The organism is Microbacterium sp. H1-D42 (assembly GCF_022637555.1).
Classification (GTDB): domain Bacteria; phylum Actinomycetota; class Actinomycetes; order Actinomycetales; family Microbacteriaceae; genus Microbacterium.
The window spans coordinates 3097777-3111121 of record NZ_CP093342.1 but is presented as its reverse complement, the minus strand read 5'-3'; the positions used below and the strand labels follow the sequence as shown (position 1 = coordinate 3111121).

Below are 13345 nucleotides of genomic sequence, written 5' to 3'. Positions count from 1 at the left end.
CGTAGTGTTGTGGGTGTCGGGCCGGGTTGGTCCGGTCTCAACGACTTTCGGAGGTGTTGACGATGGCCGATTTCGGTGCGTCTTATGCGGAGATGGAGCAGGTGGCGTCTTCGCTGTCTCAGGCTCGTGATGACATTCAGGGTCAGTTGGACACCCTGAAGGGTCAGGTGGACACTCTGCTGGGTGAGGACTTCAAGACGCAGCACGCGTCGGGCAAGTTCGGTGAGGGCTATGGCGAGTTGACGACGGGTCTGAAGGGTGCTGTTGATGGCATCAATGACATGTCGGAGTCGCTGCTGGGCATGATGCGTGCGATCCAGGACCTGGATCAGCAGCTCGCCGGCAGCTGAACCACAACCTGATTCTTGAGTGTGTGCGATGGGGAATGGTCCCCATCGCACACTCATGAATCATCGTCTTAGGCTGAACGGGTCGGGTCACAAGGAGGGCGTCCGGTGGGAGTCAAGGTCAAGTTCGACGAGCTGCAGCAGCTCGTCACGCAGTTGCGCAGCGTCGTCGACGAGTTCGAGCACGCCGGTTCGCGGCGGCGTGAGCTCCAGGGCGCCGTCGGTCGCCCCTACGGCGAGAACCAGCTGCACGATGCCGCTGACGACTTCGAGGGCAGGTGGGACGACCGCCGCAAGAATCTGATGGAGAACTGCAAGGGGCTCGCCGACCACGTCGACGACGTCGTGCAGGGTTTCAAGGACTTCGACACTGACGCAGCGTCGAAGTTCGATGACGGGGGGAACAGCTGATGGTCATGCCCTACATGCCCTATTCACCGGACGGGCATCCGATCGAGGTCGTCGAAGGCGACGCCGATGAGGTCTCCACGCGCGGCCAGCAGATCACGGATCTCGGGAACGACATGGCCGCATCGTGGCGCCTGATCTCCCGCCTGGTCGATGACGGCGCCGACATGGAGGGCGACGCGGTCGAGAAGATCCGCGAGATCGCCGGTGAGGTGAGCAAGGACCTCGACAAGGCCAGCGCGCTGTACCTGGCCGTGGGCCCGCACATCTCCCAGTACGGCACCGACCTCGAGTCGGCCAAGAACGCGATGGGACCGCTGGTCACCAGCCTCGAGCAGCTCTGGCGCGAGTACTACCAGCTCAGCCGGGACGCGGATTCCGCCGAAGGCGCAGTGCCGTGGCGCAAGCCTGACGATGACGCCGATCAGGACGACAAGGACGCCTACGACACGGCATCCGAGAACGCACAGGATGCGCGCGGAGCCGCGACAGCGAAGAAGGCGGACTGGGACGAGGCCGCCGGTCGGTACGACGACGAGTGGGACGACTGGCACACAGCGTTCACCAACGCGTCCACCCGCATCAAGGAGGGCGTCTCCGGGAAGATCGAGGACTCCTGGAAGGACGACATGAAGGGGCTGCTGGACTTCCTCGCGGATGTCCTCGCAGTGGCCGGCATCGTCCTGGCGGTTCTCGCCATCGTCATCGGCGGCCCGATCATCGGTGCACTGGCGGCGATCGTCGCCATCGCGACCCTCATCGTGCAGATATCCAAATTCGCGATCGGCGACGGCGACTGGCTCGACCTCACCTTCGCCATCATCGGGATCGTGCCCTTCATCGGTCCGGCCGCGAAGGGGCTGCGCGGCGGCAGCGTCATGACGCAGTTCAGCGATGACTTCATCCGCCTCACCGGTCAGGGCGCGGGCAGCGTCAAGAACTGGGCGACGGGTCTGAACGCTCTCAAGGGTTCCGGCTTCTGGGGCGGCGTCGGCAAGTTCACCACCGAGTTCCTCTCGGGCAAGGGTGCCGACGACTGGCTGAACATGGGATCGCGCGGGATCGACGCGCTCGACACCGTCAGCACGGTGTGGGCGACGCAGTTCGGCATCGTCGGCATGATCAAGGACACCGCAGAGGGTGCGTGGGGCAACGCGTTCGATCCGGACCAGAATCCGTTCCAGGTCGACCCCGACTATGTCATTCAGGCGCCAGGCGCCCCTGGATCCAGGACGCCCGAACCGTTCATGGTCTGACGGCGTGAGAGGCTGATCACATGGGTGACCTTCGCAACGAGCTTCTCGGCGGCACGTCCAGCGGCTCGCTGATCCCCCCGTACCGCATGCTGATCCCGGCGGGCTGGCAGGCATACGACCTCGGCGAGGACGACGAGCACGCACTCGTCGCACAGGCGAGCACGCGACTGCAGTCCGCGGGACGTGCAGACCTCGCGCGTCACCTGGCGCAGCAGGTGCGAGACACGCTGGCGAACCTGCGCCGCCAGAACGCGTTCTGCTACGCGCTGGCAGGCGAATCGGCTCCGACCTGGGTGCTCGGCGCCGCGAGCCTTGTCGGGATGCGCCGGGATGCCACGCCCGAACTGCCGCTGGATGCCATCGTCGAGGACGCCATCGTGAACCACGCCGCGCAGCCGCTGGGCGGCGACGAGCGCTTCGTCCGCTGGAGCGAGCGACGCGAGGTCACTCTGGACGGCGAGAAGGTCGCGACGACGATGCTCAACTACATGACGCCGGTGCCGGGTTCGCGGCGCACGCGCGCGGTGCAGTGGGTCGTCAACGTCGCACACGCCGTCGACCTGCCAGAGGACGACCCGTCTCTGCTGGCCTGGAACCTGCTGTTCGACACCCACGTGGCATCGTTCACCTGGGTGAAGTGATCGGAGCACCGTGATCTCCCTCGACATCGTCTATGACGAGAACCGCTGCATTCCGATCGAGCCGCCGCCCGGTGACCCGACCCCGTGGGCAGACGACACGGCACACGCCTTCGGCGCACGCGCCGACCTCGACGAGGCCGCCATCGACCGGGTGGCGAAGGCACTGGTCGACTTGACCCGCCTGGCCACTCCAGAGCGTCGCATCCTGCTGGTCGCCTCTGTCGACGCGGCCGTGCTCGCCCCGCTCACCATCACCGTCTCCGAGGACGCACTCAGCGAGGCGGAGCAGGCGGAGTATCTGTGGTCTCGGGATGCCGTGCTCCCGCCCACTGCCGAGGTGATCGAGACCGACGAACTCGGCGCCGGCATCACCGTCGCACTGCTGCAGCGCGAGGGCGACCGGCAGTTCGCCACGAGGCGCTGGCTGTTCGCGGGTGCGGCGGGCGCCGTCGGCGCCCTGCTCGGACCGGTGACGCCCTACGGGCTCTCTCTCGTGGAGGAATCCGCCGCTGATGTGCTGGCATCGTCGCACTTCGAGGGGTTCACTCCGGCCGCCGACCGCGCAACGGTGGAGCGGTTCGAAGCCGCAGCCGTGCGCGCGGGCGAGCGCTGGGCCTGATCGCGATCGATGGGGAGTTCTCCCCATCGACGGGTGGTTGTGGTTTTCCGTAGTGTTGTGGGTGTCGGGCCGGGTTGGTCCGGTCTCAACGATTTTCGGAGGTGTTGACGATGGCCGATTTCGGTGCGTCTTATGCGGAGATGGAGCAGGTGGCGTCTTCGCTGTCGCAGGCTCGTGATGACATTCAGGGGCAGTTGGACACTCTGAAGGGTCAGGTGGACACTCTGCTGGGTGAGGACTTCAAGACGCAGCACGCGTCGGGCAAGTTCGGTGAGGGCTATGGCGAGCTGACGACGGGTCTGAAGGGTGCTGTTGATGGCATCAATGACATGTCGGAGTCTCTGCTGGGCATGATGCGTGCGATCCAGGATCTGGATCAGCAGCTCGCCGGCAGCTGAACCACCGCGCAGAACAGTGCCGAGGGGCCGACCGGTTCGGTCGGCCCCTCGCGCGTCCTCAGCGGAGGACGAGCGATCGGGTCGGATGCGATGAAGGAGTCACACGATGTCGGATGAGGTGCTGAGGACCGCCCTGGCAGGGCTGACGGTGCGCATTCCCACATCCGCTGCCGATGCCGCCGCGCTGCGCGAAGAGGTGCGTGCGGCCGACGCCGCGCTCGGCACCGCACTGCGGGCGGCCGCTGCGCAGCGGAGCGCCGCGGTGAACGAGGGCGGTGCAGGATCATGACCGACGTCCGCATGGATCTCGACCGACTCGAAAGCACTGCGCAGGCGGCGAAGGGCCTCGCGACGACGTTCGATCAGGCCGAGGCGTTCGCCGACGACCTCGGATCGCTCACCGGCCACGGCGGGCTCAGCGACAAGATCGATGACTTCGGCGGCAAGTGGGACATCGCTCGCGAGGATCTGCGCGACAGCCTGCGTTCGCAGGCCGACTTCATGCAGGCGATCGTCGACACCTTCCGCGACCTCGACACGCAGATGGCACAAGAAGGGGAGAAGTAGATGACTGTCCTCCCCGGTCGGCCGGACGAGCTGACCCCGCGCGCCGCGACCCTTGTCGCCTCGGCCGACGTCATCCTTGACGTGATCGGCGAACTGCGCGGCATCGTGCAGGACGACGAGGGCAAGTCCGTCCGCGCTCTCTACGAGCAGAACGAGCAGATCTCCTCCGACCTGGACCGCATCCACCCCCGCTACAAGGGCACGGCCGATGCGATCACCGAATACGCGGTCGCGCTGACTGACGCGCACGATCGCGCGGAGCGCGCGCAGAGCGACCTCGATGACGCGCTCGCAGCGCAGCGCAGCGCCGACTCGGCGCTGGACGACCTCAACGATCGAGTGGATGCTGCCGAAGACCCTTCCTCGCTGAGCGATCAGGTGCCGGGCGCGCAGCGCGCCGCCGACAACGCCCTCGCCGCCGTGAACGGGGCCCGCGACCGCATCGAGGCCGCGCGAGACGACATGAACGAGGCGGCCGAAGTCGCGATCCGCAGGATCGACGCGGCGATCGACTCGACCAACGAGGGGTTCTGGGACGGCGTCGGCGAGTTCTTCTCTGACATCGGCGACTTCCTTGCCGGCATCGGCGAGTGGATCGGCGACTTCCTGCAGGACGTCGTCGACCTGCTGAAGAAGATCGCCGACACGATCATCGCGATCCTCGGCGCCCTCGTCGTGCTGCTGCTCATCGTCGCGATCGGCGCCCTCTTCGGCACGATCGGCCTCATCATCGGGGCCATGATCGCCGCCGTTCTTGCCGCCTTCCTGATCTGGAGCGTGCTGTCCGACGTGCTCAAGGACACGCCGGAGGTGACCGAGGCCGACCCATACGCGGACGCCAAGAAGAAGAACCTCCCCGACGATCCGAGCCTCGCGAACGTTCTCGACGGTGCGGGCGAGGTCGACGGGCTCGGTCTCGAGGACGACAGCGTCGTGAAGATCACGAAGGTGCTCGGCCCGGACGGCTGGTACTACACCGTCACCCTGCCGAGCACACAGGAGTGGCTGTCGCGGTTCGGTGACAAGGGCGCCGTCAACGACCTCGACAGCAACCTCGCCCTCATGCTGACGCCGGCGCTGCAGACGCAGTACGAGCGCGCCGTGCTCGAGGCGATGGAACAGGCAGGCGTCGGTCCTGACGACCCGGTCATGCTCGTCGGCTTCAGCCAGGGCGGCATCATGGCGGGGCATCTCGCCGCGTACAACTCCGACTACAACTGGCAGGCGGTGGTGGCAGCAGGCGCCCCCATCGACCACATGCCGATCCCCGACGACATCGACGTCGTCTCAGTGCAGCACAACGGCGACCCTGTGCCGCGACTGGACGCCATCACCGGCGACTTCGACAGCATCGAACACGGATCGAACTGGACGTCGATCCGCGTCGATGCTCCAGGAGCGGACCCGGTGCTGGGCGTGGATGTCGGCGCACACAACGCTGACAAGTACTCGCAGACCTATCAGGAGCACCTCGCCGACGTGCAGGCGACCCATCCTGACCTCGCGAACTTCTTCAACGATGATGGGTACACGGACATCTCGTACTACCACTGGAGCGAATGAGCATGAGGCGATGGGGTGCCGGCGGACGCCGGCTGCTCGCGGTGGCGCTGACGGGGGCACTGCTCAGCGGCGGACTGGCAGGCTGCGGAATCCTGCCATCGGGCGGCGGCCAGACAGAGGAGACGACTGTGGACTATGGTGACGTGGCGAGTGCCGTGACGACGGCTGTGCCGAGGGTTGTGGAAGTGGACTCCCTTGAGCGGTCGCGCAACGGCTTCGGGCACCGGCTCAGCGTCGGCATCGTCACCGATTCGGCAGAGCCCTTCACGAGCGACGAGCTGGATGTCGTCGTCAAGGCGATCTGGCAGTCGCTGCCGTGGGAGCCGAACACGATCATGCTGGTGGCCGGCGTCACGACGCACGATGGCGAGGATCCTGTCGACCTCAGGGCGGCGGCGGCAGAGCTCAGCCCGCTCGGCATGACGAACGCCGGTCAGGGTGGCGTCAGCCTGACCGGCATGAAGGCCCGCTACGGCGAGTGGTCGGCACCGGAGTGAGCGGTCCGGAGCTGCGCTTCCGGCTGCCTGGACGCTGGTTCTCGGTCGATCTGTCCGGTGAGGACGCGACACGGGCATCCATCCGCAGAATCGCGACGGACGCCGTCGGAGTCGCGGACGATCGTGCGGCCGAGCGCGCGAGAGTGCGGCAGCAACTGAACGAGGCCGTCGTGGCGGGCGCGCAGGGCGAGGCCCGCGCCATCATGTTCGCCACCGAGATCGCGCACGGCACTCCGTTGCCGGTGACGCTGCTGGTCTTCGAGCCGGCCGACCTGCGCATGAGCCCTGCCATCGGGACGACACCGCAGGCGGTGCTCGCGGTGTTGGCCGAGGGGCTGCAGCAGATCGATCCGCTTGCGCACGGCTCGATGGTCGAGGTGCGCGGTCCTGGCATCCCCGCCCTGCGCACGCACCGGGTCGATCTGGTCGCCGATGGCGGGGAGTCGGACGGGATCTCCCGACTGATCGTCGACTACTGGGTGCCGGTGCCCGAATCGAAGCGGATGCTGATGGTGCGCTTCTCGACCCCGCTGGGCGATCTGCAGAATCTCATGCTGGCACTGTTCGACGAGTTCATCGCCGTCGCGTACTTCACGGCGGAGCACAGGGGATCGCTGCGCGAGACGCTCCTCGGCGGTGCCCAGCCGTCGCGGCGCTGATCAGCGCCGTCCTTTCAGTGCCGACCGATCGGCGCTCAGCCCTCGGCGTCGGCGAGGTGCCGCGCGTGGTGGCCGAGCACCTTGACCATGATCCCGTTGCGGCGCAGTTCCGCTACAGTGCGGGACTCCTCGTCGCGGTCGCGGCCCAGCGCGTGCACGTTCGCGACCACCAGCACATCACCGCGCTGCAGCGTGTCGATCAGCCGCGCGAGTCGGTCTCCCCAGCTCTCCAGGATCTCGGGAGCCGGGTGGCGGAAACCTTCGATCGGCACGCCGAACCGGGTGAGGTCGTCGCGCTGCTGCGTCACAGACGGCATCCCCTCGCGGGACACGACCAGTCCGACCAGTCGCGCACCCTCGGGCTGTGCCGACCACCAGTCGTGGTCGGCATGAGACAGGCACTTGGGGCACGTCGCCGCAGCATGCGGCAGGTGCAGCGGGCTCGTCAGAGCAGCATCCAGTCCGGGATCCGTCTGGTTCATCGCGTCGGTCATCGCCGCACCTCCATCATCCATTCTGCCTGAGTGTGATGGGGAGTTCTCCCCATCGACGGGTGGTTGTGGTTTTCCGTAGTGTTGTGGGTGTCGGGCCGGGTTGGTCCGGTCTCAACGATTTTCGGAGGTGTTGACGATGGCCGATTTCGGTGCGTCTTATGCGGAGATGGAGCAGGTGGCGTCTTCGCTGTCTCAGGCTCGTGATGACATTCAGGGGCAGTTGGACACCCTGAAGGGTCAGGTGGACACTCTGCTGGGTGAGGACTTCAAGACGCAGCACGCGTCGGGCAAGTTCGGTGAGGGCTATGGCGAGTTGACGACGGGTCTGAAGGGTGCTGTTGATGGCATCAATGACATGTCGGAGTCGCTGCTGGGCATGATGCGTGCGATCCAGGACCTGGATCAGCAGCTCGCCGGCAGCTGAACCACCGCAGTTCCACGAGAGGCGGCCAGCGCACATCGCGCCGGCCGCCTTTCGCATGTCCGTGCTTAGAGGATGCCGAGCGCCCGCACCGCGTCGCGCTCCTCGATCAGCTCCGCGACCGAGGCATCCACTCGCGTCCGAGCCCATTCGTCCAGCTCGAGCCCGTCGACGATCTGCCAGGCGCCATCGACCGAGCGCACCGGGAACGACGACACCAGACCCTCCGGCACCCCGTACTCGCCGTGCGATACGACGCCAGCGCTGGTCCAGTGATCCGTACCGCGCACCCAATCGCGCGTGTGCTCGATCGTCGCGTTCGCAGCGGATGCCACCGACGATGACCCGCGCACCTGGATGATCTCGGCGCCGCGCTTCGCGACGCGAGGGATGAATGTCTGCTCCTGCCACGCCTGCACGTCGCCGACCCGTTCGCGCAGCGCCTCGGCTGCCGGACGGCCTTCGATCGTCGCATGCGAGATGTCGGGGAACTGCGTCGCCGAGTGATTGCCCCAGATCGGCACACGTCGGATGCTGCTCACCGGCGCATCGAGGGTGAGGGCGAGCTGCGCGCGGGCGCGGTTCTCATCCAGACGGGTCAGCGCCGTGAACCGTTCGGCCGGGACGCCGTCTGCGGCAGAGGCCGCGATGAGCGCGTTGGTGTTGGCGGGGTTGCCCACGACCGTCACGCGGATGTCGGATGCTGCGTGTGCAGCGATCGCGGCGCCCTGCGGGCCGAAGATGCCGGCGTTGGCGGCCAGCAGGTCTCCGCGCTCCATGCCGGGCCCTCGGGGGCGGGCGCCGACGAGCAGCGCGATGTTCGCACCATTGAATCCGACTGCCGGATCGTCGGTGACCTCGACGTGCTCCAGCAGCCCGAACGCGCCGTCCTGCAGTTCGAGCGCGGCGCCCTCAGCGGCGCCCAATCCCTGCGGGATCTCCAGCAGTCGCAGTCGCACCTTCTCATCGGGCCCCAGCATGTCGCCCGCCGCGATGCGGAACAGCAGCGCGTAGCCGATCTGTCCGCCGGCCCCTGTGATCGTGATCGTCGTCGCCATGTCTGAAAGCCTATTGCGGGCATCCGACGGCATCAGCGCTATTTTGTCTCTATGACCTTCAATCCGAACGCTGACATCTCGGGCAACACCACCCGACGCCGCGGGCGCAATGCCGCCATCGGTGGCGGTGTCGGTGTCGGCGTGATCGGTATTCTCGCTCTGCTTCTGGGCCCGGTGCTCGGCGTCGATCTGTCGGGACTGGTCGGTGGCGGCGGAGGTGCGCCATCTGGCGGATCGGCGAGTGAGCAGGGCACCCTCGTCGAATGCAAGACCGGTGAGGACGCCAACACCAACGACGACTGCCGCATGGCGGGTGCCGAGGTCGTGCTCAACGACTACTGGGCCGACCACGTCGACGGGTACGTCGCGCCGACGATGACCGTGGTCGAGGGGCAGACGCCGACGCAGTGCGGCACGGCCTCGAACGCGGTCGGACCGTTCTACTGCCCGCCCGAGCAGGGCGTGTACATCGATCCGGACTTCTTCGCCATCATGCGCCAGCAGTTCGGCGCGTCGGCAGGCGAGCTCGCGCAGCTGTACATCGTGGGGCACGAGTGGGGTCACCACATCCAGAACATCACCGGCGTCATGCGCAAGTACCCCAATAACGGCACCGGACCGGACAGCAACGGCGTTCGGACCGAGCTGCAGGCCGACTGCTACGCCGGCGCCTGGCTGGGGGACGTCTCGAAGCAGAAGGATGACAACGGGGTGCCGTTCCTGAAGCCGCCGACGGAGCAGCAGCTGTCGGATGCTGTCAACGCCGCCTACGTCGTGGGCGACGATCACATCCAGCAGCAATCAGGAGGGTTCGTCAGCCCCGAGAGCTTCACTCACGGCAGCAGCGAGCAGCGCAAGTACTGGTTCGCCAACGGCTACCAGAACGGCCTCGGAGTCTGCGACACCTTCGCCATCCCCGGCGACCAGCTCTAGCCCGGGATCGCCCGGCGTCAGGCGCGCAGCGCCGCGAGCAGCGTGCGGGCCAGACCCAGCATCCCGCCGTCCGCACGGAACTTCGTCATGCCCTCGCTGACCTGCGCCCCGGTGCGCGCCGAGACGAACCACGGGGGCTTGGGCAGGATGCTGAAGCGCCCGCCGCCGTTGACGACCGGCAGCGACCGCGGGAACGGCCGGAACGGGCCGCGCACCACTGAGCGTTCGACGCCGTCCAGCAGCAGCGCGTTGTGCACGACGCCGATGCCGCTGCCCACGTCGTCGATCGAGTTGCCAGGGTAGGCGCCCCAGGTCATGGTCGGGACGATGAACCCGAGCGCAGTCCAGGCGTTGATCGCGATCGACCCATAGTGGAATTCGGTGATGGCGCGCTCGAAACCGGCGCCCATCGCCTTCTCGGTCGCCGGGTCGATGATGATGTTGCCGCCGAGCGTGCCGGCCAGCTGGTCATTGGCGTGCGCGATGGCCGCCTCGAAGAAGTCCTGGCCGGTGCCGCCCAGCTCGACGACGCCAAGCACAGGGGCGAAGTACTCGGTGGACTGCAGGGCCGTGGCATCCGACTCCCCATCGATCTCGACGAGCAGGCGATCGGCGAGCACCAGGGCGTCCGGATAGTCCTCTGCGGCCTGCTGCATGCGCTTGGGCGACCCCGGGTACCAGATCGGGCGCTCCGGCGCCGATGCGTACGCGCGCCGCAGCGCGGTGCGGAACTGCTCGGCCTGCGCCCAGTCGCGCGACATGATCACGACCTGCCCCGCGATGCAGTTGTGTCCGCAGTTCTGCAAGCGCATCGTGACGATGTGCTCGGCATGGAAGGTGAGGTCGGCATCGGTCCACTGGCCTGGGACGACGATGATCGGCGACACGCCACCCAGCTCGGCGGTGATCGGCTTCTTCAGCTGCGGCCGGTTCTCGCGGCGACGGCGCTTGCCCGCATCACCCGTGCCCCACACGATCGCGTCGAACGTCGCGGCGGCTCCGGTGATGTGCACGTGATCGATGTCGTCGTGACCGGTCAGGTAGGAGCCGACCGCGGCACCCCCGCGCACGATCCGCAGGAAGCCGGGGGCGATCAGCGGGGCGAGCGCGCGCTCGTAGACCGGCACCAGCGGGTCCTGCGTGGGATTGACCTTCAGCAGCACCACGCGGTTGTGGGCGAGCAGTTCGTAGAACACGTCGAGCACGGGGATCGAGGTGATGTTGCCGGCGCCGAGCACCAGACCGACGCCGCCGGGGGCATCCGGGGTCAGCTGGGCGAGGCCCGCATCCTGACGCGCGGTGTTGGGCGTGATGCCGGGCTGCAGCCAGACCTCGCCGGTGTACCCCGACAGCAGGAACTTGTCGCTGGTGGTCAGCGGGAAGGAATCGATGCGAGTGCGTCCGCCGGGGGCGCGGCCGACGGTGATGCCGTCGAGGGCGCTGCGGCCGTCGGCGAGCTTCGACAGCGTGTCGGCGTAGGCATCCAGCGCGCCGAGCACCGAATACGGCCCGCTCAGCCACTCCTCGCCGCGCAGCGGGTGGTTCGCGCGCAGCTCCTTTGAGTCGGCGGCGGTGTTCGCCCAGTCATCCGCTGCCGCCGCGACGCTCGTGCGGAGCGCCTTCAGCAGCGTCACCCGCTGGGAGAGCGTGAGGCTCGACCACGTGCGAGCGCCCTTGTGCAGGTCGGCGATCCGCGCGTCGAGGTCAGCGCGCTCGGCGTCGTCCAGAGTCGGGGTCGCAGATGCCTTGGCATCCTTCTTCGCCGTCTTCACGGGCTTCACCGTCTTCGCGGGCGCATCCTGAGTCATCATCGTCTCCTTCGGGGATGGTACCCAGTGTACGACGCGGTGGTATTCGGTTCCATGTCGTTTGCGGCGAGATCTCGCCGCCCGCGACGCGGATGCCGGATCAGATCAGCGAGAGCTCGCGCAGCTTGGCCTCGACGTCGGCGTTCGACGGTTCCACGTGGTGGCTGGCGTCGGGGTACACGACCACCGGGATGTTCATGCGACCCGAGATCTCCTTGGCGACGTCAGCGGCCGCCGGGTCGGCGACGAGGTCGACGTAGGTGTACTCGATGCCGAGTCCGTCGAGCTGCTTCTTGGTGCGGCGGCAGTCGCCGCACCACTCGGCGCCGAACATGGTGATGGTGTCGGATGCGGGGGTGCTCATGGTTCCAGCCTAAAGCCGCGCGAGGGCGTCGGCTCCGCAGGGCATAGCATCACGTGAAACGATGGATGCTGCATCGCACGCTGTACCGGGGGAGGAGAACACGTGAGTGCTGTCCCTGTGGCCCCTGTCACCGTCATCGTGCCCACCTTCAATGAGCGCGCGAATGTCGCCGAGCTCATCGAGCGCACCGCCACGGCGCTCGCCGCGTTCGACGCCGAGATCCTCTTCGTCGACGACAGCTCAGACGGCACCGCCGACGAGATCGCGCGGGTGGCGGCATCCGCTCCTCTTCCCGTCCGCGTGATCCATCGCGAGCACAACACCGGCGGGCTCGGCGGCGCGGTCGTCCTCGGCCTGAACGAGGCGACGCATGACGTCTGCGTCGTCATGGACGGCGATCTGCAGCATCCGCCCGAACTCATCCCGGCCATGCTGCAGCGCTTCGCGCGCGGCGATGCCGACGTCGTGGCGGCGTCGCGCTACATCGGCGGCGGCGACTCGGCGGGTCTCGGCACCACGATGCGCCTCGGCGTCTCGAAGGCGGCGACGGCGATCACCAAGGCGATGTTCCTGCGCCGGCTGTGGCGCAGCACCGACCCGATGACCGGGTTCTTCCTGGTGAACCGCGCGCGCATCGACGTCGGCGTGCTGCGTCCGCAGGGCTTCAAGATCCTGCTTGAGATCCTCGTGCGAGCGGGCGAGCGGCACGACCTTCGGATCGCCGAGGTGCCGATGGAGTTCGGCGCCAGACAGCACGGCTCATCGAAGGCGAGCCTGCGGCAGGGGTGGACGTTCCTCGTGCATCTCGCCCGGCTGCGGTTCGGCAAGATGGGCCTGTTCGCACTGATCGGCGGCATCGGCGCGATCGCCAACATCGGCATCATGTGGGCCCTCACCCACGCGGGCATGGACTACGTGCCGGCGGCCGTCATCGGCGCGGCCGTCACGATCATCGGCAACTTCGTGCTGCAGGAGCTGTTCGTCTTCCGCGCCGAGCGCCACGACGCCTCACGGCTGTGGGTGCGGTTCGCAGCATCCGCATCGTTCAACAGCATCGAGGCGGCGCTGCGCATTCCGGTGATGGCATGGATGGTCGAGAGCTGGCACATCTCCAGCGTGCTCGCGACGGCGATCTCGCTGGTGGTCGCCTTCTTCGCCCGGTTCCTGTTCCATGCGCTGGTCGTGTACGCGCCGCGACGGCGCAAGACGTCGGATGCCCCGGCAGAGCCGTCCGTCGACACGGCGACCATGCGGGTGCTGCGCGCGATCGACACGGAGGCCATGCGCCCCGGGGAGCTCTGACGCTCGCTAT

At 67.4% G+C, this 13345-nt stretch carries 18 protein-coding genes; 14 read left to right on the top strand and 4 right to left on the bottom strand.

Translation table 11 applies throughout. The features are described from left to right. Positions 1 to 62 precede the first annotated feature (62 nt). The 11 genes from MNR00_RS14855 (at position 63) to MNR00_RS14805 (ending at position 6955) form a co-directional block, all read left to right on the top strand. Positions 63 to 350, top strand: coding sequence for a WXG100 family type VII secretion target (locus tag MNR00_RS14855; RefSeq protein ID WP_241926669.1), 288 nt, complete (start codon positions 63 to 65; stop codon positions 348 to 350). Between the two features lie 105 nt (positions 351 to 455). Continuing rightward, positions 456 to 758 (top strand): hypothetical protein, encoded by a 303-nt coding sequence (locus MNR00_RS14850; RefSeq protein WP_241926679.1) that lies wholly within the window; start codon positions 456 to 458, stop codon positions 756 to 758. Continuing rightward, a complete protein-coding gene (locus MNR00_RS14845) occupies positions 758 to 2011 on the top strand; it encodes a hypothetical protein (protein ID WP_241926678.1) in 1254 nt (417 codons plus the stop codon). Before MNR00_RS14850 ends, MNR00_RS14845 begins: the two co-directional genes overlap by 1 nt. A gap of 20 nt (positions 2012 to 2031) precedes the next feature. Then, positions 2032 to 2652, top strand: coding sequence for a hypothetical protein (locus tag MNR00_RS14840; protein WP_241926677.1), 621 nt, complete (start codon positions 2032 to 2034; stop codon positions 2650 to 2652). Positions 2653 to 2662: 10 nt separating this feature from the next. Then, the gene (locus MNR00_RS14835) at positions 2663 to 3271 is read left to right on the top strand and encodes a hypothetical protein (RefSeq protein ID WP_241926676.1); all 609 of its coding nucleotides are present in this window, start codon (positions 2663 to 2665) and stop codon (positions 3269 to 3271) included. A gap of 110 nt (positions 3272 to 3381) precedes the next feature. Beyond that, positions 3382 to 3669, top strand: coding sequence for a WXG100 family type VII secretion target (locus MNR00_RS14830; protein WP_241926669.1), 288 nt, complete (start codon positions 3382 to 3384; stop codon positions 3667 to 3669). 106 nt (positions 3670 to 3775) lie between these two features. Continuing rightward, on the top strand, positions 3776 to 3958 hold the full coding sequence (locus MNR00_RS14825; protein ID WP_241926675.1) for a hypothetical protein: 183 nt from the start codon (positions 3776 to 3778) through the stop codon (positions 3956 to 3958). Beyond that, positions 3955 to 4236 carry a hypothetical protein gene (locus MNR00_RS14820; protein WP_241926674.1) on the top strand — a complete coding sequence of 94 codons (282 nt, stop codon included), beginning with the start codon at positions 3955 to 3957 and terminating at the stop codon, positions 4234 to 4236. The genes MNR00_RS14825 and MNR00_RS14820 overlap by 4 nt, the downstream gene beginning before the upstream one ends. Then, a complete protein-coding gene (locus MNR00_RS14815; protein WP_241926673.1) occupies positions 4237 to 5799 on the top strand; it encodes a hypothetical protein in 1563 nt (520 codons plus the stop codon). It begins immediately after the preceding gene. Next, positions 5796 to 6296, top strand: a complete 501-nt coding sequence (locus tag MNR00_RS14810) for a hypothetical protein (RefSeq protein WP_241926672.1) — start codon at positions 5796 to 5798, stop codon at positions 6294 to 6296. Before MNR00_RS14815 ends, MNR00_RS14810 begins: the two co-directional genes overlap by 4 nt. Continuing rightward, on the top strand, positions 6278 to 6955 hold the full coding sequence (locus tag MNR00_RS14805) for a hypothetical protein (RefSeq protein ID WP_241926671.1): 678 nt from the start codon (positions 6278 to 6280) through the stop codon (positions 6953 to 6955). Before MNR00_RS14810 ends, MNR00_RS14805 begins: the two co-directional genes overlap by 19 nt. 35 nt (positions 6956 to 6990) lie before the next feature. On the opposite strand, the gene MNR00_RS14800 is transcribed toward MNR00_RS14805, so the two are convergent. After that, complete coding sequence (locus tag MNR00_RS14800; protein WP_241926670.1) at positions 6991 to 7449, bottom strand: recombinase family protein; 459 nt, start codon at positions 7447 to 7449, stop codon at positions 6991 to 6993. A gap of 136 nt (positions 7450 to 7585) precedes the next feature. Here MNR00_RS14800 and MNR00_RS14795 point away from each other — a divergent pair, with 136 nt between their 5' ends. Beyond that, positions 7586 to 7873, top strand: coding sequence for a WXG100 family type VII secretion target (locus MNR00_RS14795; protein WP_241926669.1), 288 nt, complete (start codon positions 7586 to 7588; stop codon positions 7871 to 7873). Positions 7874 to 7938: 65 nt separating this feature from the next. Here MNR00_RS14795 and MNR00_RS14790 read toward each other — a convergent pair whose 3' ends face one another. After that, positions 7939 to 8928 (bottom strand): malate dehydrogenase, encoded by a 990-nt coding sequence (locus MNR00_RS14790; RefSeq protein WP_241926668.1) that lies wholly within the window; start codon positions 8926 to 8928, stop codon positions 7939 to 7941. A gap of 51 nt (positions 8929 to 8979) precedes the next feature. Between MNR00_RS14790 and MNR00_RS14785 the strand changes: the two genes are divergently transcribed. Next, positions 8980 to 9861 (top strand): neutral zinc metallopeptidase, encoded by an 882-nt coding sequence (locus MNR00_RS14785; protein ID WP_241926667.1) that lies wholly within the window; start codon positions 8980 to 8982, stop codon positions 9859 to 9861. Between the two features lie 17 nt (positions 9862 to 9878). Here the strand turns inward: MNR00_RS14785 and MNR00_RS14780 are convergent, their stop codons facing one another. After that, positions 9879 to 11669: an aldehyde dehydrogenase family protein gene (locus tag MNR00_RS14780; protein ID WP_241926666.1), complete on the bottom strand. Its 1791-nt coding sequence runs from the start codon at positions 11667 to 11669 to the stop codon at positions 9879 to 9881. Between the two features lie 100 nt (positions 11670 to 11769). After that, complete coding sequence (locus tag MNR00_RS14775; RefSeq protein ID WP_241926665.1) at positions 11770 to 12033, bottom strand: glutaredoxin domain-containing protein; 264 nt, start codon at positions 12031 to 12033, stop codon at positions 11770 to 11772. Positions 12034 to 12135: 102 nt separating this feature from the next. On the opposite strand from MNR00_RS14775, the gene MNR00_RS14770 reads away from it, so the two are divergent. After that, positions 12136 to 13335, top strand: coding sequence for a glycosyltransferase family 2 protein (locus MNR00_RS14770; RefSeq protein WP_241926664.1), 1200 nt, complete (start codon positions 12136 to 12138; stop codon positions 13333 to 13335). Positions 13336 to 13345: the final 10 nt, after the last annotated feature.

Bases quoted from the DNA above. Each gene is read 5' to 3' on its own strand.
- MNR00_RS14785 (WP_241926667.1), top strand. From the start codon at position 8,980: ATGACCTTCAATCCGAACGCTGACATCTCGGGCAACACCACCCGACGC.
- MNR00_RS14840 (WP_241926677.1), top strand. From the start codon at position 2,032: ATGGGTGACCTTCGCAACGAGCTTCTCGGCGGCACGTCCAGCGGCTCG.
- MNR00_RS14830 (WP_241926669.1), top strand. From the start codon at position 3,382: ATGGCCGATTTCGGTGCGTCTTATGCGGAGATGGAGCAGGTGGCGTCT.
- MNR00_RS14810 (WP_241926672.1), top strand. From the start codon at position 5,796: ATGAGCATGAGGCGATGGGGTGCCGGCGGACGCCGGCTGCTCGCGGTG.
- MNR00_RS14780 (WP_241926666.1), bottom strand. From the start codon at position 11,669: ATGACTCAGGATGCGCCCGCGAAGACGGTGAAGCCCGTGAAGACGGCG.
- MNR00_RS14815 (WP_241926673.1), top strand. From the start codon at position 4,237: ATGACTGTCCTCCCCGGTCGGCCGGACGAGCTGACCCCGCGCGCCGCG.
- MNR00_RS14800 (WP_241926670.1), bottom strand. From the start codon at position 7,449: ATGACCGACGCGATGAACCAGACGGATCCCGGACTGGATGCTGCTCTG.
- MNR00_RS14795 (WP_241926669.1), top strand. From the start codon at position 7,586: ATGGCCGATTTCGGTGCGTCTTATGCGGAGATGGAGCAGGTGGCGTCT.
- MNR00_RS14825 (WP_241926675.1), top strand. From the start codon at position 3,776: ATGTCGGATGAGGTGCTGAGGACCGCCCTGGCAGGGCTGACGGTGCGC.
- MNR00_RS14790 (WP_241926668.1), bottom strand. From the start codon at position 8,928: ATGGCGACGACGATCACGATCACAGGGGCCGGCGGACAGATCGGCTAC.
- MNR00_RS14775 (WP_241926665.1), bottom strand. From the start codon at position 12,033: ATGAGCACCCCCGCATCCGACACCATCACCATGTTCGGCGCCGAGTGG.
- MNR00_RS14820 (WP_241926674.1), top strand. From the start codon at position 3,955: ATGACCGACGTCCGCATGGATCTCGACCGACTCGAAAGCACTGCGCAG.
- MNR00_RS14845 (WP_241926678.1), top strand. From the start codon at position 758: ATGGTCATGCCCTACATGCCCTATTCACCGGACGGGCATCCGATCGAG.
- MNR00_RS14855 (WP_241926669.1), top strand. From the start codon at position 63: ATGGCCGATTTCGGTGCGTCTTATGCGGAGATGGAGCAGGTGGCGTCT.